We start from the raw sequence: 23286 nt of genomic DNA on the forward strand, positions 1-23286 counted from the left end.
AGCAGAAGACCCGGACATCTTCGGAGGCGATCGAGCTCTCCCCGCCGGACCGTACGAGAAGGCGCTTCCGCGGCTGGCGGCCACCTCGACAGCACGTGGCCGCAATTGTTGCGATAGGCGGCGTCCAACTGATGGCGGCAATGCATGGCCCCGTCGCGGTCTTCGCACTTCCCAAGATCCAGGATGAGCTTGGCCTGTCGGATGCCGGACGAAGTTGGGTCGTCACCGCCTACCTGTTGACTTTCGGTGGCCTGATGCTGCTGGGCGGCCGCATCGGTGACACCATCGGTCGCAAACGCACATTCATCATCGGGGTCGCGCTGTTCACGATCTCCTCGGCGTGCAGCGCCATCGCATGGGACGGAAGCGCGCTCATCGTCGCCCAGTTGATCAAAGGCGCAGCCGCCGCGATCATGGCGCCGACCTGTGTGGCGCTGGTGGCGACCAACTTCCCGAAGGGACCAATACGCAACGCGGCGACGGCGGTGTTCGGCGCCATGTTCGGTGTTGGTGCGGTGGTGGGTCTCGCAGTGGGCGGGGCTCTCACCGAGGTCTCCTGGCGGGTGGCGTTTGCGGTAACCGTGCCGATCGGACTGCTGGTGCTTTATCTGGCCCACACCACACTCCAGGAAACCGAGAAGGAGCGGATGAAGCTCGATGCCACAGGGGCGGTGCTGGCCACACTTTTCTGTGGCGCCGCAGTATTCGGCATGTCGATGGGGCCCGAGAAGGGGTGGCTATCGGCCACCGCGATTTTTTCGGGTGTGGTCGCTGTCGCCGCATTTGTTGGGTTCGCCGTCGTAGAGCGCACGGCCGAGAACCCGATCGTGCCCTTCAACCTGTTCTTCGACCGAAACCGGCTGGCTATCTTCGCGACCCTATGCCTTTCCGCGGGGGTGATGTTCACCCTCGTCCTGCTGGTAACCGTGTATGTGCAGAGCCTGATGGGATACAGTCCCCTGCGCGCAGCCATCGCATTTATTCCATTCGCCATCGCGATGGCCATCGGCGTGGCGGCCGCCTCGCGGCTGGTGACGCGGTTCCCGCCACGGGCGGTGGTCTTCCTCGCCGCAATCCTGTTGTTCAGCGCGATGATGTACGGCTCCACGCTGCATCGCGACGTTCCTTATTTCCCGAACCTCGTGCTGCCGATCACTATCGGCGGTATCGCGGTTGGCCTGATGAACGTTCCGCTCGGACTTTCGTTGATAGCGAGCGTCGGCCCCGACCGGATCGGCCCGACAGCGGCCATCGCGGCGATGCTGCAGAGCCTTGGCGCGCCGCTGGTGCTCGTTGTCGTCCAGGCCGCCATCACCTCGCGCACCTTACAGCTGGGCGGTACGAGCGGGCCGGTCAAGTACATGAACGCCGCCCAGATAGATGCGCTAGACCGGGGCTACATGTACGGCTTGCTGTGGCTGGCCGGCGTGGTCATCGTGCTCGGCGTGGTCGCACAGCTCATCCGCTACACTTCGCGGGACATCGCGCATGCGGAGGAAGCCAAGAAAGCGCTCGACACGGCGAATTCTTAGCCTCGCCCAGACGCGTTCACGCGACGACGGCTGACCGCTAGGCGTTCACCTTCGGGGCAGCATCTCTGGACTGAGCCGGGGTCAGCTTTTCGGTGAGCAACCCCGCCAAGCCGCGAACCGTACCGATGTTGGTGAGGTCGCCGGCGTTGATGCGCACTCCGGTTTCGGTTTCGATGCGGGTGCGTAGCTCCAGCGCGCCGAGCGAGTCCATGCCGTACTCGGAAAGCGGTCGGTCGGGGTCAACGTTCCGGCGCAGGATCAGACCAACCTGGTCGGAGATCAGCCGCCGCAGCCGTACCGGCCACTCCTCGGGGGGCAACTCTTCAAGCTCGGCACGCAACTTGCTTGTACCGGCCGCGTTTTGACCCGCAGACTGGAACGCTTCGGCGAATGGGCTGTGCTGAGCGAAGGCGGTCAACCACGGAGTTCCCATGATGGGCGCATACCCGGTGTAGCCGCGATTGTGGCGCAGCAGCGACTCGAATGCGTACGCGCCCTCGTCGGGCGCGATGGCGATGCCCGCGCCTTCTGCCAGCGCGGTGCCGCGCCCGATCTGGCCCCAAGCGCCCCAAGCGATCGAGGTGGCCGGCAGGCCCTGAGTCCTCCGCCAAAGAGTGAATGCGTCGAGCCAACTGTTGGCCGCAGCGTAGGCACCCTGGCCGGGCGAGCCAACCAATGCGGCTGCTGAGGAGAACGAGCAGAACCAGTCGATCGGCTGGCCGGTGGTGGCAGCGTGCAGGTTCCAGGCACCCAACACCTTGGCCGCCCAGTCGCGTTCGATCAGATCATCGGTGATGTTGGGCAGCGTGGCGTCCTCGATCACCGCTGCGGCGTGCAGCACCCCGCGCACCGGCAGACCGGTCGCGGTCGCAGCCGCTACCACGCGATCGACAGTCTGGCGGTCGGTGATGTCACCGCACTCGACGACGACATCGGCGCCGATCGCGCGGATCAGGTCGATGGTCTCGAGTGTGGCTTGATCAGGCTGCGACCGGGAGGTCAGCACGATGCGTCCACACCCGCCGGTGGCCATCTTCTCGGCTAGGAACAAACCCAACCCGCCCAGGCCGCCGGTGACGATGTAGGAGCCGTCGGCGCGGAACACCGGAACCTGCTCGGGTGGCACTGTCACCAGACTCGAGCCGCTGTGGGGCACATCGAGCACCAATTTGCCGGTGTGCTGGGCGCCGCTGATCACCCGGATGGCGGTGGCGGCGTCGGCGAGCGGGTAGTGCGTGGCTTCCGGCATCGGCAGTACCCCGTCGGCGGCGAGCTGGTACACCGTGTGCAGCACGTCGCGCACCTGGTCGGGATGGCTGACCGACATCAATCCCAGGTCGACGCCGTAGAAGGCGAGGTTGCGACGGAACGGGAACAGGCCCAGCTTGCTGTCACCGTAGATGTCGCGCTTGCCGATTTCCACGAACCGCCCGCCCAACGCCAACAGCTTGAGTCCGGCGACTTGCGCGGCGCCGAACACTGAGTTGAGCACGATGTCGACGCCGTAGCCGTCGGTGTCGCGGCGGATCTGCTCGGCGAAGTCGGTGCCACGGGAGTCATACACATGCTCGATACCCATGTCGCGCAGGAATTGTCGGCGCTTCTCACTACCGGCGGTGGCGAAGATCTGCGCACCGGCGGCCCGGGCGATCGCGATCGCGGCTTGGCCGACCCCGCCGGTCGCTGAATGGATGAGCACCTTGTCGCCGGCGGTGATACGGGCCAGATCGTTGAGGCCGTACCAGGCGGTGGCATGCGCTGTGGTGATCGCGGCGGCCTGTCCGTCGGTCAGCCCGGGCGGTAGCGGGACGGCCATGCGGGCATCACAGGTGACAAAGGTGGCCCAGCAGCCATTGCCCGACAACCCTCCGACCCGGTCGCCGACCTTGTGCTCGGTCACATCGGGGCCGACCGCAGTGACGATCCCAGCGAAATCGGTGCCCAGCTCGGGCAGACGCCCCTCGAAGGAGGGATACCGGCCGAACGTGACCAGCACGTCGGCGAAGTTGATGCTCGATGCGCTGACCGCAACCTCGATCTGACCCGGACCCGGCGGAACTCGGTCACTAGCCACCAGTTCCAGCGTTTCCAGATCACCGGGGGTGCGGATCTGCAGACGCATCCCGTCGTGGGCGTGATCGGCCACGGCGGTGTGACGCTCCTCAGGACCCAGCGGAGTGGGCGACAGGCGCGCGACGTACCAGGTGCCGTCGCGCCAGGCGGTTTCGTCTTCTTCGGATCCGCTGAGCAACTGTCGCGCCAGCTGCTCAGTGTCGGTGGCGTCGTCGATATCGATCTGGGTGGCCCGCAGATGCGGATGTTCGGTGCCGATGACGCGCATCAGACCGCGCAAGCCAGCCTGCTCGAGGTTTGGCCGATCACCAGCCAAAACCGTTTGCGCGGAACGGGTCACGACGAACAGCCGTGGTGGCTCGCCGGCGATGTCCGGCAACTTGCGGGTGATGTGCACCAGATGCTGCACATGCTCGCGGCCCAGCTGCGGCGATTGCTCGTCGGCCGCACCGTTTCTCGGTCCGGTCAAGACGACCACACCGGTGACGGCACCGCCGCGCAGCTGGCTTTCCAGCTGCTCCGCACTCGAGGTGACGTCCGCGTGCTGAGGCCAGTACATGGTGGTGCACTGCCCGCCCTGGTTTTTCAGCGCGTCGGTGAGTCTGGTCGCCACTACATCCGCGGTGTCTGTGGTGCTTATCAGCAGCCAGGATCCCGCTTCGGCGTATTCGACCTCGGGCAGTTCTCGCTGCCGCCATTCGATCGTCAGGAGTCGCTCAGCCAGCACACGACCTCTTTGCCCTTCTTCGGAGACCCCCGCCCCCAATCGAAGGCCCTGCACGGCCAGCAGCACGGTGCCGTGTTCGTCCAGGACGTCGATATCGGCCTCCACGCCCGAAGCGTCGGCTTTCGTCACCCTGGTGAAGCAATACCGGACATTGCGAGCCGGACGGTAGGAGCGGAGTCGACGCACCCCGAGTGGCAGTCCCCGCGCAGCTTCACCCAGACCCCGCACCATCGGGTGGGCCTCCACGGACTGGAAACAGGCATCCAGCAGCGCCGGGTGCACGCCGTAAGCCTCCTGCTGCGAGCGGATCTCGCGGGGCAGCGCAACCTCGGCCAACACGGTGTCGGTTGTTTCCTCGCCGGTATGCACGGCGCCGAGGCCGGCGAATGCCGACCCGTACTGGATACCGCGCTGGTCCATGCGCCGGCGCACATCGTCACCCTCCTCACAGGCGGCATGCGCCAAGAGCAGAGCGGCTACGTCGTGCGCGGGAGGTTGGTCATCCTCCGCGGCCTGTAGCACCGCGGACGCATGCCGGGCTTGTTCGCCACCCTGATTCGTCTCCACCGTGAACTCGAAGACGCTCGGTGACGACAACGATGCCGAGGCGCCGACCGTGGTCTGCTCGTCGAGCAACATCGCCTGCTCGAAGCGGATGTCGCTGACCTCGGCGGCCTCGCCAAGCACATCGTGTGCGGCCGTCAGCGCCATTTCGCAGTACGCGGCCCCTGGGAACACAGCCACATTGCGGATCTGATGATCGCCCAGCCAAGGCTGCTCGGCGGTGCCGACCTCCCCTTGCCACACGTGACGTTCCGGCTCCTCTTGCAGGCGCACATGCGGTCCTAACAACGGATGCACGGAAATGGTGCAACCGCCGCGTGTCGGCGAGGATTCCTGTTCGTCGGGGCGCAACCGGAGCTGGCGGTGAGTCCAGGTCGGCAACGGAGCATCGACCAGCAGCCCGCTCGGGTAAAGCACCGAGAAATCGACTGCGGCGCCAGAAGCGTGCAGATCCGCGAGGAAGTCGAGCAGGCCATGGGGCAGTTCCTGCTCGCGGCGCATGCTGGCCAGGGCGGCCATTGTTATGTCAAGGCTGCGGGCGTTCTGCTCGAGTGGATGGGTCAGCAGGGGATGTGGTGCCAGCTCGGCGAATACCCGGTAGCCGTCCTCCATCGCGGCCTGCACCGCCGCGGCGAACCGCACCGTGCGGCGCAGATTGTCAACCCAGTAGCGAGCGTTGCACAGCGGCTGTTCGCGCGGGTCGAACGAGCTCGTCGAGTAGAACGGCACTTCCGGTGTCTGCGGGGTGATCTCGGCCAGCGCCGACGCCAGGTCGTCCAGGATCGGGTCGACCTGCGGAGTGTGCGATGCGAGATCGATCGCGACCTCACGGGCCATGATCTCCCGCTGCTCCCACTCGGCCACGAGTTCGCGCACCGTGTCAGGCGCTCCGCCGATCACTGTGGACTCAGGAGAGGCCACCACCGCGATCACGACATCGTTGATTCCGCGGGCCATCAGCTCAGAAAGCACTTGCTGAGCGGGCAGAACCACATTCGCCATCGCGCCGGACCCGGCAATGGTGGCCATCAGCCGAGAACGCCGGCAGATCACGCGCACCCCGTCTTCGAGAGAGAGCGCCCCCGCGACCACCGCTGCGGCCGTTTCTCCGAGGGAATGGCCGATCACCGCGCCTGGGCGCACCCCGTAGGACTTCATGGTTTCTGCGAACGCGACCTGCATGGCGAAAAGAGTCGGCTGCACGCGGTCTACGCCGGTCACTACCTCGGGTGCTGACATCGCCTCGGTGACCGAGAACCCCGCCTCCTGAGCGATGAGTGGCTCGATTGCGGCGACGGTGGTCGCAAACACCGGTTCGTTGGCCAGGAGATCGACGCCCATCCCGGCCCACTGCGACCCGTGCCCGGAGAACACCCACACCGGACCGCGATCGCCTTGTCCCGCTGCCGCCTGGTACGGGGTGTCGCCTTCGGCGATCTCCCGTAGTCCCGCCATCAACTCCTCGGCGCTGGCGGCGATGACCGCCGTGCGCACCGGCCGGTGTCCCCGCCGGCAAGCGAGTGTGTAGGCCAGATCCGGTAACGCAACGTCGTCGTGCGCTTGTAGCCAGTCAGCCAACCGCGCGGCAGTTCGGCGCAATTCATCGGGTGAGGTCGACGACAGCGGAAACAGCCGTGGACCGGTCCTCGCCGCGTCATCTCTCTCGCTGTCATCGGTCCGAGAAGTCGGCGGGGCTTGCTCCAAGATTGCGTGGGCGTTGGTGCCCGAGAACCCGTACGCCGACACCGCGGCCCGGCGGGGCGACCGGCCATTCGTGGGCCAGGGCGTATTCTCTTGCGGCACAAAAAGATTGGTTTCGACTCGGGCAAGCTCGTCGGGCAGGCGGGTGAAGTGCAGATTCTGCGGCACGACACCGTGCTGCACGGCCAAGACCGCCTTCATCAGTCCCAAGGTTCCCGAGGTCGACTGCGTATGACCGAAATTAGTCTTCGACGCCGCGAGCGCACACGGCCCCTCGATGCCGTAAACCTCTGCGAGGCTGCCGAATTCGATGGGATCGCCGGTCGGGGTGCCAGTTCCGTGTGCTTCGACCATGCCGACGGTGTTCGCGTCCACGTCCGCCGCAGCCAAGGCGGCTCGATAGGCCTTGGCCTGGAGCGGCTGCGACGGAGTGGTGATGTTCACCGTCCGGCCATCGTTGTTCAAAGCGGTTCCGCGCACCACGGCCAGAATCCGGTCACCGTCGCGCACCGCGTCGGGCAACCGCTTGAGGAGCACCATCACGCAACCCTCACCGGAGGCAAACCCGTCCGCGGCGACATCGAAAGCATGGCAGTGGCCGGTTGCGGACAGCATGCCGCCGGCCGATCCCGCGGAAGACTTCCGTGGGTCGAGTATCACCGTGACGCCCCCCGCGAGCGCGACGTCGGATTCGCCGTCGTGCAGGCTGCGACATGCCATATGCACCGTCACGAGGCCGGACGAGCATGCGGTATCCACTGTTATCGCCGGACCATGTAGGTCCATGGCGTAGGCGATTCGTCCCGACGCCATGCTGTAGTTGTTGCCCAAGAACCCATAGGGTCCCTCCAGCGCGTGGGCGTCGGCGGCAACCAAGATGTAGTCGTCGTGGGTCAAACCGACATACACGCCGGTCCGTGAGCCGGCCAGGCTAGTCGGGCTGAGGCCGGCATGCTCCACAGCCTCCCAGGCGGTCTCCAGCAGCAGGCGATGCTGCGGATCTATCGCGGTGGCCTCACGCTCACTGATTCCGAAGAACTCGGTATCGAAGCCGTCAACGTCGTCGAGGAAGGAGCCCCACTTCGACACCGATCGACCGGGTACCCCCGGCTCGGGGTCGTAGTACTCCTCGACGTCCCAGCGGTCAGCGGGAATCTCAGTGATCAGATCGTCGCCCCGCAGCAATGCCTCCCACAGCTCCTCCGGGGAGTTGATGCCCCCGGGAAGCCGACAGGCCATTCCGATTACGGCGATCGGCGTGGCAGCTGGGGTGCTCATCGTGGACGAAGCCTCGGCCGATTTTGGATCCGGCAGCGAATCATCCACGGACCTGAATGACGTCATTTCCCCTCCGCATGGCAATGGTTGCTGTGGTTTCCTGGCCGATGCACGGTCTGAAACCATGCATTTGTACGGTCAGCAGGACAGCGACGATGGCGCGTTCACGTGCTTCCTCGACGGCATGGGTTTGCCTCGGCAGGCAGTCACACTCGGTAACGCTAATTTCACACATGGTTTTTGTCTCGAAATCGGAGCAATCCATGTGTGCTCAACCCCACTGCGGACAACGGTGCACCTCGTGTGGGTGAGCTGGTATGTCGTCTCCGAGCGAGCCGCGTGCAGACGTTGCGGTGGCGTCAATTACTCGATCGGTGCGGGCCTGCCGGACAACCATCCGAGCCTTCCTTCTCGCCGTAAGGTGCAGATCTGCGAACAGGCCGCCGGGCCGCCCGTCCAGCAACGGAGCATCTGGCTCTCGCGCAGCATCCGGAATCAAGCGCCACATCACCTTTAGCGGCACCGACCGTCTGGTCCGCGACGCGCTCGCTATCATTTGTGCCGTTATCTGTCGGTTCTGTTTGTGGAACGGAAGCCCATGACTGCACACGTCGAACAGTTGGAGTTTCAGGCGGAGGCGCGCCAACTTCTGGAGTTGCTGATCCACTCGGTGTATTCGAACAAAGACTCCTTCCTGCGGGAACTGATCTCGAACGCATCCGATGCACTGGACAAGATGCGGCTTGAGACGCTCCGCAACAAGGACCTCGACGTCGACGCATCCGACCTGCATATCGAGATCGACGTGGATAAGGGCGCGCGCACCCTGACCGTCCGCGACAACGGCATCGGGATGACGCACGACGAGGTGGTGAATCTCATCGGCACGCTTGCCAAGTCCGGTACCGCCGAGTTGCGTCAACAATTGAGGGAGGCCAAAAACGCGGCCGCATCCGAGGAGTTGATCGGTCAATTCGGTATCGGTTTCTACTCGACGTTCATGGTGGCCGACAAGGTCGAACTGCTGACCCGGAAGGCCGGCGAAAGCCAAGCCACCCGGTGGGTGTCGAGTGGTGAGGCCACCTACACGATCGAATCTGTCGAGAATGCTCCGCAGGGCACCTCGGTGACACTGCACCTCAAGCCCGAAGACGTCGAGGATCAGCTGCACGATTACACCTCCGAGTGGAAGATCCGTGAGCTGGTCAAGAAGTACTCGGACTTCATTTCCTGGCCCATCCGGATGGAGGTGGAGCGACGTACCCCACCAGCTGAGGAAGGCGGCAAGGAAACCGTCACGATCGAAACCCAGACCCTCAACTCAATGAAGGCGGTGTGGGCCAAGTCCAAGGACGAGGTCTCCGACGAGGAGTACAAGGAGTTCTACAAGCATATTGCGCACGCCTGGGACGATCCGCTCGAGGTGATCGCGATGAAGGCCGAGGGCACCTTCGAGTATCAGGCGCTTTTGTTCATCCCGTCCCACGCGCCGTTCGACTTGTTCACCCGCGACGCGAAAGTCGGGATACAGCTGTACGTCAGGCGCGTCTTCATCATGGACGACTGTGATGAGCTCATGCCGAGGTATCTGCGTTTCGTCAAGGGAGTCGTCGATGCGCAGGACATGTCGCTCAACGTTTCTCGTGAAATCCTGCAGCAGGACCGACAGGTCACCGCGATCCGCCGTCGGTTGACCAAGAAGGTGCTGTCGACCATCCAGGAGCTGCAGTCCGAGCGTCCGGAGGACTACCGCACCTTCTGGACCCAATTCGGGTCAGCCCTCAAAGAGGGTTTGATGTCGGACACCGACAACCGAGAGACATTGCTGCGTATCTCGTCGTTCGCCTCTACGCACAGCGAAGAGGAGCCCACCACCCTGGCGGAGTACGTCGAGCGGATGAAAGACGGGCAGGAGCAGATCTTCTATGCGACCGGCCAGTCCCGCGAGCAACTGCTCAGGTCGCCGCACCTGGAAGCATTCCGGGCGAAAGGGTATGAAGTGCTGCTGCTCACCGATCCCGTCGACGAAATCTGGGTCGGATCTGTGCCTGAGTTTGATGGCAAACCGCTCCAATCAGTCGCTAGAGGTGAGGTCGATCTCGACTCGGAGGAGGAAAGCGAGGCAGAGCGCGAGGAGCGCGACAAGGAATTCGCCGACCTGCTGGCCTGGCTGAAAGAGACCTTGAGCGATCACGTCGCAGAAGTACGGTTGTCAAAGCGCCTAACCGAGTCGCCGGCCTGCCTCATAACCCCCACCTTCGGCATCACACCCGCGCTGGCACGCATGTATCGAGCCTCCGGGCAGGCGGTTCCGGTGTCGAAGCGGATCCTCGAACTCAACCCGGAACACCCCTTGGTGTCCGGCTTGCGGAAGGCCCACAAGGACGGCGGTGATCGGGCCTCGCTGGCCGAAACAGCAGAATTGTTGTACGGCACAGCGCTTCTCGCGGAAGGTGACGTCCCGGAGGATCCGTCGAAGTTCGCTGGGATGCTCGCCGAGCGGCTGGCTCGCACCCTGTAAGCACCGAACTGCACGGCGCCGACCCCGTTCGACCCCGCGTCTGGTGCGAAGGGGGCGCGTCGGCAAACACGGCCGTGGTGACAGGCATTGTGAGATTCTGCAGAAACAGCAGATGGCGGCGGAACGATAGTCTTCCAGCAAACCTTCTTTTCACGCGTGGAACGGGACTGGTCACGGTAACCTGATGCCCGTGATTGAGACGTCCATCCCTGCGGTCCTGCGCGAACGTGCCAGTCTGCAGCCCAACGACCTCCTTTACACGTTCATCGACTACGAGCAGGAATGGAACGGAGTCGCCACAAGCCTGACATGGTCGCAGGTGTATCGGCGAACGGTGAACCTGGCCCAAGAACTCGCACGTCATGGCTCGCCCGGTGACCGCGCGGTGGTGCTGGCGCCGCAGGGGCTCGACTACATAATTGCGTTCCTCGGTGCGATACAGGCGGGCCAGGTCGCTATTCCACTTTCGGTGCCGCTAGGTGGCGTCAGCGACGAACGCGTCGGCTCGGTGATGCAGGACGCGACCCCGTCCATCGTTCTCACCACGTCCGCTGTGTCGGACGTGGTGGCCGGCCAAATCGGTACGCAGTCTGATGGACCCGTGCCAACGATCATCGAAGTCGACTCGCTCGACCTCGATGCTCCGACAGTGGCCGGGGCCGGACGCGAAGAGCACCCGAACACGGCCTATTTGCAGTACACCTCTGGCTCGACCCGAACCCCTGCCGGGGTGGTGATGTCCCACAGGAACATCCTGGCCAACTTCGAGCAGGCGACATCCGATTATTTCCTGGAGTACGGCAAGGTCCCGCCGCCGGACACAACTGTCGTGTCGTGGCTGCCGTTCTACCACGACATGGGCTTGTACCTGGGAGTCTGCGCGCCAATCCTGCTGGGTCTGCCCGCTGTACTCACCAGCCCAGTGGCGTTCCTCCAGCGACCGGCCCGATGGATGCAATCGTTGGCGAGCCACACCAAGGTCTATACGGCCGCACCGAACTTCGCCTTTGAACTGGCGACGAGCAAGACGTCGGACGACGATATGGCCGGTCTCGATCTCTCAGACGTGCTTGCCATTACGACGGGTAGTGAACGGGTCAATCCGGCGACGCTGCGGCGATTCGCCCAGCGGTTCGCGCCGTTCAATCTGCGCGAAGAGGTGCTGCGACCTTCGTACGGCCTTGCGGAAGCAACCGTGTATGTGGCCACCCGTGTCGGCGCTGAGCCACCGGCCGTAGTGCGCTTCGACTCCGAGAAACTGACGGCCGGTAAGGCAGAGCGGTGCGAAAACGGAGGCGGCACGCCGCTTGTCAGCTATGGGGTGCCCAAGTCGCCGATGGTCCGCATCGTTGACTCCGATACGAAGGTCGAGTGCCCTGCGGGGATTGTCGGCGAGATCTGGGTACACGGCGACAACGTGGCGATGGGTTACTGGGGAAAACCCGAAGAAACCGAAACCACTTTCGGAGCAACAATCGTCGGCCCGTCGACCGGCACCCCCGAGGGCCCCTGGCTGCGGACCGGGGACTCGGGGTTCTTGTCAGAAGATGAGTTGTTCGTCATCGGCCGCATCAAGGACCTATTGATCGTGTACGGGCGTAACCACTCGCCCGATGACATCGAGGCGACGATACAAGAGATCACGAGGAGCCGGTGTGCGGCCATCGCGGTTCCAGATCGGCAGACCGAAAAGCTCGTCGTCATCATCGAGGCCAAGAAGCGAGGGGAGTCCGATCAGGAGGCTGCGGAGACGCTCGCCGCGATGAAGCGTGAAGTCACTTCAGCGATATCGAATTCGCACGGCCTCAGCGTCGCCGATCTGGTGCTGGTGTCGCCCGGTTCGATACCGATCACGACAAGCGGCAAGGTTCGGCGGGCCGCGTGTGTCGACCAATATCGACGCGGACAATTAGCCCGCATAGACGCATAGCAAGGATGCTTCAACTGAAGGGGGAGGAATGACAACTACAACCGAGCGTGGTGCATCGCCGGAATCGATCCAGCATCACTACGACGTGAGCAACAAGTTCTACTCGCTCTGGCTAGACGAGTCGATGACCTATTCGTGTGCTCTGTGGGACGGGCAATCCGACGATCTGGCCGGCGCGCAAACACGGAAGATCGATTACCTCGTCACCGAGGCCGGTGCGAAGGGACGCGCCCGCGTATTGGACATCGGGTGCGGGTGGGGTTCGGTCATGCAGCGCATGGTTTCCGAATATGGCGTACAGCATGTGACTGGCCTGACGCTGAGTGAGGCCCAGGCTCATCATGTTGAAGGCCTCGGCGACTCCCGCTTGGAGGTGCTCATCCGGGACTGGGCGGATTTCGTGCCACATGAGCGGTATGACGCCGCGATCTCTATAGGCGCGATGGAGCACTTCGTGAAGTTCGGCAGGAAACGGTCGGACAGGGTGGCGGCATACCGGCGATTCTTCGAGAAGTGTCATGAGTGTCTCAATCCAGGAGCCGGTCTTGCACTGCAGACGATCGGCAAAGGCAATGTCGCGATGGACCAGCAGGGGTTGGAGGATTGCCTTTTCATAGCCGAGCACATTTTTCCCGAATCGGATCCGCCGCGGCTTGCAGAAATTGCACATGCCGCCGAGAAGTTGTTCGAGATCAGGTCGGTGGTTAACCATCGGGAACACTACGCACGGACGTGCTCGGCGTGGCTCGAGAGGTTACGAGGCAATCGGTCTGAGGCAGAGGAAATCGTGGGTCCCGAAAAAGTGTCCGTCTACGAGCGATACCTCGAAGCATCGATCAGGCAGTTCCAGCTCGAACATGCGAATCTTTACCGAATTTCGCTCCGGAGGGTGTGAATCCGCGTGAATGATGCTTCCCCCGCGGCCATGATCCGTGAACGCGCCGGTTTCCAGCCCAACGACACAGCGTTCACGTTCATCGACTACGACCGGGACTGGAACGGTGTCCCCGAAAGCCTGACGTGGGCCCAACTGTATCGGCGAACGACGAAGGTCGCCAACGTGCTCGCGCGTTGCGCGTCGCCCGGCGATCGGGCGGTGATATCGGCGCCGCAGGGCCTCGATTACATTGTCGCCTTCTACGGCGCGCTGCAAGCCGGTCTCATCGCTGTTCCCCTCTCGGTCCCGATGGGGGGCGTCAGCGATGAGCGCGTTGACTCAGTTCTCCAAGACTCCTCGCCCTCCGTCGTTCTCACCACGTCTGCGGTCGTCGACAGCGTTACGAAGGCAGTACAGCCGGAAGACGACGCTGCGCCGCCTGTCGTTGTGGCTGTCGATTCCATTGACCTCGACGCGCCGGCGGGACCCGATGCTGGGTTCGGGGCCGGTTCGGATATCGCGTTTCTGCAGTACACGTCCGGTTCGACGCGCACACCGGCGGGCGTCATGGTGTCCAACAGGAACCTCATGGTGAACTACCGGCAGCTGATGTCGGACTTGTTTGCCGACGACGGAAATGTGCCTCCGCCCGACACCACCATTGTTTCGTGGCTGCCGTTCTATCACGACATGGGGTTGATGGTCGGAATCTTTGTCCCGGTCCTGGCGGGGCTTCACGCTGTGCTCATGAGCCCAGTGGCGTTCTTGCAGCGGCCGGCCCGCTGGATGCAGTTGCTGGCGACCCAAAATCACGCATTCTCGTCGGCGCCGAACTTCGCGTTCGAAATCGCCGCGAAGAAGACGTCCGACGACGACATGGCGGGGCTCGACCTCGGGCAGGTGCGTGGGATAGGTAGCGGAAGCGAACGTATCAATCCCGCCACCATCGAGCGCTTCACGAAGCGGTTCGCCCGCTGCAACCTCCGCGAGACGGTATTGCGTCCCGGATACGGCTTGGCGGAAGCGACGGTGTACGTGGCGACCGGGCGGCCGAATCAAGCGCCGAAAGTCGTTCGCTTCGAGTCCGAAAAGTTGACTGCCGGCAAGGCAGAGCGGTCTGAAAACGGTGGTGGCACACCGTTGGTCAGTTACGGTGTACCGCACTCGCCGACGGTTCGAATCGTCGACCCTGACACGATGACGGAGTGTCCGGCGGGGATGACCGGCGAGATTTGGGTGCATGGCGACAACGTCGCGCTCGGCTATTGGCAGAAGCCTGAGGAGACCGAAGCGACGTTCGGGGGACGGCTTGCGGACCCGCCGGCGGGCACGCCAGAGGGGCCGTGGCTTCGGACGGGGGATCAGGGCTTCATTTTCGATGACGAGTTGTTTGTCATCGGTCGCATCAAGGATCTGCTGATCGTGTACGGGCGTAACCATTCCCCCGATGACATCGAGGCAACGGTCCAAGAGATCACGCGCGGCCGGTGTGCGGCGATCGCGGTTCCGGATCGTTCGGCCGAGAAGCTTGTCGTCATCATCGAGGCCAGGAAGCGTGGGTCCGATCAGGAGGCTGCCGAGACGCTTGCCGAGGTCAGGCGTGAAGTCACCTCGGCAATATCCGAGTCGCACGGCCTGAACGTCGCCGACCTGGTGCTGGTGCCGCCCGGGTCGATACCGATCACCACGAGCGGCAAGGTCCGGCGCGCGACATGCGTCGACCAGTATCAGCAGCGTCAGTTTGCCCGTATAGACGCGTAGTCGGTCATCAGCCGCGGACGCCTGCGCCCCGATAGGGGAGTCCGGCCGAAAACCTGGGTACTCCGTATGTGCCCTGGTCAGCGGCCGCGGGAAGCCGTTGACCTCATCCATTGTTGAGGTTCTACGGTGATTTCATGAGCATGGAAACGGTCGCGCGGCAGGCGCTCTACCGGCAGTCGCATGCCCGCGGCGGTGACCTGCGGTCGCTGCTGAACTCGGCATTACTGGGCCGTATCTGGCGGTTCGCCGGCCGCCACCATCGCCGGCTGCGCGCATTCGTCGCAGTCAGCATCGTCTCCGCGCTCCTCGGCGTCGCCACTCCGGTGCTGGCCGGCAAGGTCGTCGATGCCATCACGGCCGGGTCGGCGCGCACGGTTCTGCTGTTGGCCGGCGTCATCGCAGCGGTGGCCGTCGCCGAGACCGCCGCCTCCCTGGTGACGAGGTGGCTGTCGTCGACGATCGGCGAGGGTTTGATCCTCGACCTGCGCACCGCGGTGTTCGACCACGTGCAGCGCATGCCGGTCGCCTTCTTCACCCGTACCCGCACCGGCGCGCTCGTCAGCCGGCTCGGCAACGACGTGATGGGCGCGCAACGCGCCTTCTCCGACACCCTCTCCGGCGTGGTGGCCAACCTCGTGACGCTGACGCTGACGTTGGTGGTGATGCTGTCGATCTCGTGGCAGGTGACCCTGCTCTCGCTGGTGCTCATGCCGCTGTTCATCGTTCCCGCCCGCCGGATCGGCCGCACCATGGCCCGGCTGTCCCGTGAGGCCGCCGCCCACAACGCGACCATGAACACGCAGATGACCGAACGGTTCTCGGCGCCAGGCGCCACGCTGGTCAAGCTGTTCGGCAATCCGGCGACCGAATCTCGCGAGTTCGCCGTGCGCGCCGGCCGTGTCCGCGACATCGGCGTGAAGACCGCGATGCTGCAGTCGGTCTTCATGAACTCGCTGACGTTCATGTCCGCGTTGGCGCTCGCGCTGGTCTACGGGCTCGGCGGTGCGCTGGCCATCGGCGGCCACCTGCAGGCGGGCGCGATCGTCTCGCTGGCGCTGCTGTTGACTCGTCTGTACGCACCCCTGACCGCGCTGGCCAACGCCCACGTCGAGATCGCCAGCGCGCTGGTGTCCTTCGAGCGGGTCTTCGAGGTGCTCGACCTCGAGCCGCTCATCGCCGAGAAGCCGGGCGCCGTCGCCGTGCCCGCCGGCCCGGTCGCGGTGCATTTCGAGGACGTGCGGTTCTCCTACCCGTCGGCGGACAAGGTTTCGCTGGCCTCGCTGGAGGAGGTCGCCGAACTCGACATCCGCGGCGGTGACGAAGTGCTGCACGGCATCTCGTTCACCGCGCCACCCGGAAAGATGGTGGCACTGGTCGGCTCGTCGGGCGCGGGCAAGTCGACGATCGCGTCGCTGCTCGCCCGCCTTTACGACGTCGACTCCGGTGCAGTGAGGCTCAACGGCGCAGATGTGCGCGACGTGTCGTTCGCGTCGCTCAAGGACACAGTCGGCGTGGTGACCCAGGACGGTCACCTGTTCCATGAGTCGATCCGGGCCAACTTGAAGCTCGCGTCGCCCGAGGCCACCGACGGCGAACTGTGGGACGCGCTGGACCGGGCGCGTCTCGCCGATGTGGTCGCGGAGATGCCCGACGGCCTCGACACCGTGGTCGGCGAGCGCGGTTACCGGCTGTCCGGCGGGCAGCGCCAACGGTTGACGATCGCGCGCCTGCTGCTCGGTTCATCCCGGGTCGTCGTGCTTGACGAGGCCACCGCGTCGCTGGACTCCGAGTCGGAGGCCGCCGTCCAGCAGGCGCTCACCGAGGCGCTTTCCGGCCGGACATCGATCGTGATCGCGCACCGGCTGTCCACCGTCCGCGCGGCCGATCTGATCCTGGTGGTCGAGGACGGTCGCATCGTCGAGCGGGGCACCCACTTCGAACTGCTCGCCAACCGGGGTCGGTATGCCGAACTGTACGAGACCCAGTTCGGGGCCCAGGAGACGGCGGCCGCGTGATCGGCCGTTATCCGTTTGCCCCGCATGGGAACATGGACTAAGTGGTCGCCCCCGGAACCCAGGCCCTGCGCTCAGCGCCGGCCATCGCCCCGCCACCGCAACGCCGACGAGCGAGCTCGGATCTGTGGCGGATGCTGCCGTATCTGCTGCCGTATCGGACGCGGTGGATCGCGATGGTCACCGTCGCCATCGCCAGCCTCGCGGCGACGGTGTCGATTCCGTTGATGACCAAGGCCGTCATCGACGGTCCGGTGCGGCATCAGGATCAGCTGGGACTGTGGCTGCTCGGCACCGCCGCGATGGGCGTCGGCCTCACGGAGGCGGTGTTGTGGTTCATCCGGCGTTGGTTGGCCGCGCGCGCCACCATGGGCGTCGAGGCCGACATCCGCAAGGACCTCTATGCCCGGCTACAGGTTCTGCCGATGAGTTTCCACGGACGGTGGCAGTCCGGACAGCTGCTTTCGCGGATCATGAACGACCTGAGCACAATTCGGCGTTTCATGTCCTTCGGCATGCTGTTCCTGTTGCTCAACGGCCTGCAGATCACCGTCGTCACGGCGATTCTGCTGACGATGTACTGGCCGCTGGGCGTGGTCGTGGTGGTGTCGATCGTGCCGATCACGCTGACGGTCATGCACTTCCAGCGGGAGTACACCCGCCTGTCGCGACTGGCGCAGGACCAGGCGGGCCACGTCGCCACCCACGTCGAGGAGTCCGCGCTGGGGTTGCGGGTCGTGAAGTCCTTCGGACGCGAGGACTACGTCTACGATCGGTTCGACGAACAACTCACCAATCTTTATGAGACGCAAATCGATCGCGTGTCGGTCTCGGCGAAGTTCTGGACGCTGCTCGAAGTCATCCCGAACCTGACGTTGATCGTCGTGCTCGGGTTCGGCGCATACGCCGCGGGCGAGGGCCATGTGAGCATGGGCACGCTGGTCGCGTTCATCACGATGATGTTGTCACTGGTCTGGCCGATCTCCTCGCTCGGCTTCCTCTTATCGATGACGCAGGAGTCGTTCACCGCCGCGAACCGGATCGCCGAGATCTTCGACAGTCCAATCGACATCGCCGACGGACCGGTCGACCAGACGCCGCGCGGGGGACGCCTTGAGCTGGTCGATGTCGGTTTCCGATTTCCCGACTCCGAGGATTGGGCTCTGCGCGATGTCAGTGTCACCGTCGAACCGGGGGAAACGCTTGCGCTGGTCGGTTCGACGGGCTCCGGCAAGTCCGTGTTGGCCGCGCTGGTGTCGCGTCTATACGACGTCACCGAGGGATCCATCCGTATCGACGGCCGCGACATTCGCGACTTCACGCTGCCCGCGCTGCGAGAAGCGGTCGCGACGGCCTTCGAGGACCCGACGCTGTTCTCGATGTCGGTCGCCGAAAACCTCAGGCTCGGAAGGCCCCCAGAGAATCCAGTGTCCGACGACGAGCTGGCCCAGGCCATCGACGTCGCGGCGGCGCAGTTTGTCTACGACCTACCGTTCGGGCTCGACACCCGCATCGGTGAGCAGGGCATGAGCCTGTCCGGCGGACAGCGTCAGCGCCTGTCGCTGGCCCGCGCGATCCTGGCGGCACCGCAAATCCTCGTGCTCGACGACACGTTGTCCGCTCTCGACGTGCACACCGAGGCGGTCGTCGAGGAGGCGCTGCGGCGCGTGCTGCACTCGGTCACCGGAATCGTTGTGGCGCACCGCGCATCGACGGTACTGCTCGCCGACAAGGTCGCTCTGCTGGAGAACGGCACGATCACCCACGTCGGCACGCACGCCGAACTGCTGGCTGCGGTGCCTCAGTACCGCTACCTGCTCGCCGCCGACGACGAACTCGACGACGGCACCGAGCGGGCGTGCGCATGGGAGGACGACCGGGACCGCAGCCGCCTCGACCACGCCGTCGAGGAGCAGGAGGCGCTGGAACGCGACCGCGCGCGGCGACGATACGTCACCTCGGAGGCCGAGCGCCGATGACCGCCACCGACACCTCGGACACCGCGACCGCCGAGTGGCGCGGCAAATTCGAAGAGCATCACGACGACTCGCCGATCGACGAGAGCATCGATAGGCGCCGGGAGGCGCGCTTCCTGCTCGGTGACCTGCTCCGCCCGTACCGCGTCGCCGTCGCGCTGCTCGCCCTCGTCGTCGTGGCGGAGAACGTCGCGCGCCTGTCGGTGCCGATCCTCGTTCGGCGCGGCATCGACGACGGCATCCCACCCATCATCGCGGGCGAGACGGCGCACGCGCTGCTGACGATCGTCGGCGTCCTCGCCATCGTCGTGGCGGTGCAGGCCACCAGCCGGATGTTCTTCCTTCGCCGTTCCGGGCGCATCGGTCAGAAGGTGCTTCTGGAGTTGCGCCGCAGGGTGTTTCGGCATTTTCAGCGCCTGGACATCGCGTTCCACGAGCGCTACACCTCCGGGCGGGTGGTGAGCCGGTCCACGAATGACGTCGAAGCCATCCAGGACATGCTCGAGACCGGCTTCGACAGCCTCGTGACCGCGGTGCTCACGCTGTTCGGCACCGCCATCCTGCTCGTTGTGCTCGACTGGCGGCTCGGGTTGATGTGTCTGGGCGCCTTCCCGGTGTTGATCGGGCTGGTGTGGTGGTTCCGCAACGAGTCCGCGAGGACGTATCGGCGGGTCCGCGAAAGCGCCGCGTTGGTGATCGTGCAGTTCGTCGAGACGATGACGGGAATCAAGGCCGTGCAGGCCTATCGTCGTGAGCCGCGCAACCAGCAGATCTTCGACGACATCGCCGATCGCTACAAGGCCGACAACGAGCGCACCTTCCAACTGCTGGCGATCTTCATGCCCGGCGTCAAACTCGTCGGCAACCTCACCACCGGCGTGGTGCTGCTCTACGGCGGCTACCGCGTGCTGCACGGACAGATGACCATCGGAACGCTGACCGCTTTCCTGCTCTACCTCCGCATGTTCTTCGAACCCATGCAGGAGATCTCGCAGTTCTTCAACACGTTCCAGTCGGCGGCGTCGGCGCTCGAGAAGCTGGCGGGCGTACTGGCCGAGCGGCCGGGTATCTCCGACCCCGAGCGTCCCCTCGAGCTGGCCGATGTGCGCGGCGATATCGCCTTCCACGACGTGCGATTCCACTACGTCGCCGACCGTTCGGTGCTGCCGCACCTGACGCTGACGGTGCCCGCGGGTCAGACCGTCGCCCTGGTCGGCACCACCGGCGCGGGTAAGACGACGATCGCCAAGCTGATCGCGCGGTTCTACGACCCGACGTCCGGCTCGGTGACGCTGGACGGCGTTGATCTGCGCGATCTTTCGCAGACCGAACTGCGTCGCCATGTCGTGATGGTCACCCAGGAGAATTTCATGTTCGACGGGACCATCGCCGACAACATCCGGTTCGGCCGCCCCGACGCGACCGACGCCGAGGTCGCCGCCGCGGCCGAGGCCGTCGGTGCCGACCGCTTCATCGCGGCGCTGCCCGACGGCTACGACACAGACGTGGCCAAACGCGGCGGCCGACTCTCGGCCGGACAGCGGCAACTCGTCGCGTTCGCGCGGGCGTTCCTCGCCGACCCGGCGGTGCTGGTCCTCGACGAGGCGACGTCATCGCTGGACATCCCCAGCGAACGCATGGTCCAGCGCGCGCTGGAAACGGTGCTCGCGGATCGGACCGCGCTGGTCATCGCGCACCGGCTCTCGACCGTCCAGGTCGCCGACCGGGTGCTGGTCCTCGAACACGGCCGCATCGTCGAAGACGGCACGCCCGCCGAGCTGATCACCCGCGCCGACGGCCACTACGCCGCCCTGCACCGCGCGTGGGTGGAATCGCTGGCCTGATCAAGCCTGCGCCAGCAGGGCCTCCAACTTCTCATTGATCGCCGGCAGCTCGGAGCTGAGCATCGAGATGACCCGGGCCCGCGCGCGCTCGCTGACGTTCGCCGTCACGTGGTGCAGCGCGTTGAGTCGCGCCGCGTCGGCCCATGCCATCATGTCCGGGTCGGAGAACCACTTCAATTGATTCTCGTTGAAGATCAGCATCATTCGCAGCCAGTCGACCGGCACATGCGGGTAGGGCACCGGCTTGCAGAACGAGTTGCGGGTGTCGTCGTCGGCGTACGCGGTCTCGACATGGGCGATGACGGCAGCGCTGAAGGCCGGCTGACACGTGCGCACGGTCTGCAGCGCGATGTGATCGCCGTCGAATATGGCCGTCACCGGCTCCTTGCCCAAACCGTCTGCGGTGCAATCGATGTAAAGCACCGAACTATCGACATCGCGCACACCGCCGGCGAGCGTGATGCGACCGGGCTCGAGCGCATGGACGTAACCCATCCGCACGACGTCGGTGACGCGACGCAGCTCTGCCAGCTCGGCCTGCGACAGGATCGCGCACCGATACATCGTCGGTTCGACGGACCGGTCGATGCGCTGCAGGCAACCCTTGTCCTCCAGCAGTTCGAACAGATGCGGGAGCGACTCCGCCTCGCGTACCGCCGCCAATTGGTTGCCGAAATCGCGCAACGTGTTCTTGGCGAACTGCCGACCGGGCTGGATGGCGGCCCGGTCCAGCACCCAGGACTCGCGGGGCTTGATCCACGTGACCCGCTCCGCCGCGACGCCGTGTCGCAACAGCCAGAGGCAGGAGTCCATCGCCGTCTTTCCTGCTCCCACAACCACATAGCGGTCGCGTGGTTCGCGTATGCGCGGAAGGCTGTTCGGCGGCACGACGTCGACGCCGTCGGCTATGGCGTAGTTCGGGCACCGCATCGACGGCACGACGACCTCCACCCGGGTGGTCACCACCCGCGGCGCCACCACCTCGATGTCCTCACCGCCGAACGTGCGCACCCGACCGTCGCCGAGATACTCGCTCATCGGCAGGTACGTGACGCGGCCGGTCGGCAGCAGATGCTGAGACATCACCGCGTCGAAGTACGCGCACACCTCGGCTCCGCTGGCCAGCTCGTAATAGCCTGCGTTGAGACCGAATTGGTCGACGCTGTCGCTGCCGAGCCCGCGGGAGTTCACGCCGTAGTAGGCCGACGGCTGGTGCAGTCGCACGAACGGATAAGCCGTCGTCCAGTGCCCGCCGGGCTGATCGTTTCGGTCGACCACCACGACCGTCGCATCCGACTCGTCAATCAACGTGTCGGTGAACGCGAGCCCCATCGCACCCGCACCCACCACGAGGTAGTCGGCTTCCAGCGTGCGCCCCATCTATCGCACGCTAGCGAAGAACTTCGCGACGTCGTCGACGTAGAGGTCGGGCTGCTCGAACGCCGCGAAGTGGCCGCCGCGCGGCATCGGCGTCCAGTGGGTGATGTTGTATCCCTTCTCGCACCAACTGCGCGGGGCTTGCAGGATCTCCTTGGGAAATGATGCGACCCCGGTCGGAAGCCGCACCGGTCCGCCGCCACCCCACGTGGAAAAGCTCTCCCAGTACAGCCGCGCCGAGGAGGCGCCCGACGCGGTCGCCCAGTACAGCATCACGTTGTCGAGCATCTCGTCACGGCTCAGCACGTTCTCCGGATGTCCCTCGCAGTCCATCCACGACCAGAACTTCTCGACAATCCACGCCATCTGCCCGACCGGCGAGTCGACCAACGCGTAGCCCAGCGTCTGCGGACGCGTCGACTGTTGCTTCATGTAGCCCGAATCCATCGTCCGGTAGTAGTGCAGACGCTTTAGTGCGGCCCGCTCCTCATTCGTCGGATTCTCGAGCTTGCCCGGCGGGAAACCGAGCGGCATGTTCAAGTGGATCCCCACACAGCCGCCCTCGTTGCGGCCGATCTGCGTGGTGACCGCGGCACCCCAGTCGCCGCCCTGCGCACCGAACCGCTCGTAACCGAGCCGGCCCATCAGGGTGTCCCACGCCGAGGCGATCTTCTCGATGCCCCACCCCGCCGCGGCGGGCTTTCCGGAGAACCCGTAGCCGGGCAGCGACGGGCAGACCACGTCGAAGCCGCGCTCGGTGAGCGGTTCGATCACCTTGTGGAACTCCACGATCGACCCCGGCCAGCCATGGGTGATCAACACCGGAAACGCGTCGGGCTGCGATGAGCGCTGATGGATGAAGTGGATGTCGAGGCCGTCGATCTCGGTGGTGTAGTGGTCGAAGCGGTTCAACGCCTCTTCGCGGGCCCGCCAGTCATATCCGTCGGCCCAGTACTCGGCCAGTTCGCGGGTGTAGTCCAGCGGGATGCCCTGGCTCCAGTCGTCGACACATTCGGCCTCCGGCCACCGCGTTCGGCGCAAGCGAGACTTCAGGTCGGCGAGATCGTCGTCGGGAATCGCGATTCGGAACGGGCGGATGGCTGCCATGTCCGG

The 23286-nt window shown here is 64.9% G+C and carries 12 protein-coding genes; 9 read left to right on the forward strand and 3 right to left on the reverse strand.

Going from position 1 to position 23286, the window contains the following annotated elements; genetic code table 11:
- Positions 1–131 precede the first annotated feature (131 nt).
- Complete coding sequence (locus A5650_RS14040; RefSeq protein WP_082950758.1) at positions 132–1532, forward strand: MFS transporter; 1401 nt, start codon at positions 132–134, stop codon at positions 1530–1532.
- A gap of 37 nt (positions 1533–1569) precedes the next feature.
- Here the strand turns inward: A5650_RS14040 and pks2 are convergent, their stop codons facing one another.
- Positions 1570–7875 (reverse strand): sulfolipid-1 biosynthesis phthioceranic/hydroxyphthioceranic acid synthase, encoded by a 6306-nt coding sequence (gene pks2 / locus A5650_RS14045; RefSeq protein WP_231992619.1) that lies wholly within the window; start codon positions 7873–7875, stop codon positions 1570–1572.
- Between the two features lies 1 nt (position 7876).
- Here pks2 and A5650_RS27125 point away from each other — a divergent pair, with 1 nt between their 5' ends.
- The 8 genes from A5650_RS27125 to A5650_RS14080 all read left to right on the forward strand — a co-directional run bounded on the left by A5650_RS27125 (position 7877) and on the right by A5650_RS14080 (position 20796).
- Entirely contained in the window at positions 7877–8392 is a 516-nt protein-coding gene (locus A5650_RS27125; RefSeq protein ID WP_197501882.1) for a hypothetical protein, read from the forward strand.
- Positions 8393–8473: 81 nt separating this feature from the next.
- Entirely contained in the window at positions 8474–10396 is a 1923-nt protein-coding gene (gene htpG / locus A5650_RS14050; protein WP_067292213.1) for a molecular chaperone HtpG, read from the forward strand.
- A 184-nt stretch (positions 10397–10580) separates the two neighbouring features.
- On the forward strand, positions 10581–12326 hold the full coding sequence (locus A5650_RS14055; RefSeq protein ID WP_197501876.1) for an AMP-binding protein: 1746 nt from the start codon (positions 10581–10583) through the stop codon (positions 12324–12326).
- A 28-nt stretch (positions 12327–12354) separates the two neighbouring features.
- Positions 12355–13221 (forward strand): SAM-dependent methyltransferase, encoded by an 867-nt coding sequence (locus tag A5650_RS14060; RefSeq protein ID WP_067292216.1) that lies wholly within the window; start codon positions 12355–12357, stop codon positions 13219–13221.
- A gap of 6 nt (positions 13222–13227) precedes the next feature.
- Positions 13228–14964: an AMP-binding protein gene (locus A5650_RS14065; RefSeq protein ID WP_067292219.1), complete on the forward strand. Its 1737-nt coding sequence runs from the start codon at positions 13228–13230 to the stop codon at positions 14962–14964.
- 134 nt (positions 14965–15098) lie between these two features.
- Positions 15099–16979, forward strand: a complete 1881-nt coding sequence (locus A5650_RS14070; RefSeq protein WP_067292223.1) for an ABC transporter ATP-binding protein — start codon at positions 15099–15101, stop codon at positions 16977–16979.
- Between the two features lie 41 nt (positions 16980–17020).
- Complete coding sequence (locus tag A5650_RS14075; RefSeq protein WP_067292226.1) at positions 17021–18955, forward strand: ABC transporter ATP-binding protein; 1935 nt, start codon at positions 17021–17023, stop codon at positions 18953–18955.
- Positions 18952–20796 carry an ABC transporter ATP-binding protein gene (locus A5650_RS14080; RefSeq protein ID WP_067292229.1) on the forward strand — a complete coding sequence of 615 codons (1845 nt, stop codon included), beginning with the start codon at positions 18952–18954 and terminating at the stop codon, positions 20794–20796. Before A5650_RS14075 ends, A5650_RS14080 begins: the two co-directional genes overlap by 4 nt.
- Here the strand turns inward: A5650_RS14080 and A5650_RS14085 are convergent, their stop codons facing one another.
- Both A5650_RS14085 and A5650_RS14090 read right to left on the reverse strand, forming a co-directional pair.
- Complete coding sequence (locus tag A5650_RS14085; RefSeq protein WP_067292233.1) at positions 20797–22176, reverse strand: NAD(P)-binding protein; 1380 nt, start codon at positions 22174–22176, stop codon at positions 20797–20799. It lies immediately after the preceding gene.
- Positions 22177–23280, reverse strand: a complete 1104-nt coding sequence (locus tag A5650_RS14090; RefSeq protein ID WP_067292236.1) for an epoxide hydrolase family protein — start codon at positions 23278–23280, stop codon at positions 22177–22179.
- Between the last annotated feature and the right edge of the window lie 6 nt (positions 23281–23286).

It is taken from the genome of Mycobacterium sp. 1164985.4 (assembly GCF_001668575.1).
Taxonomy (GTDB): domain Bacteria; phylum Actinomycetota; class Actinomycetes; order Mycobacteriales; family Mycobacteriaceae; genus Mycobacterium.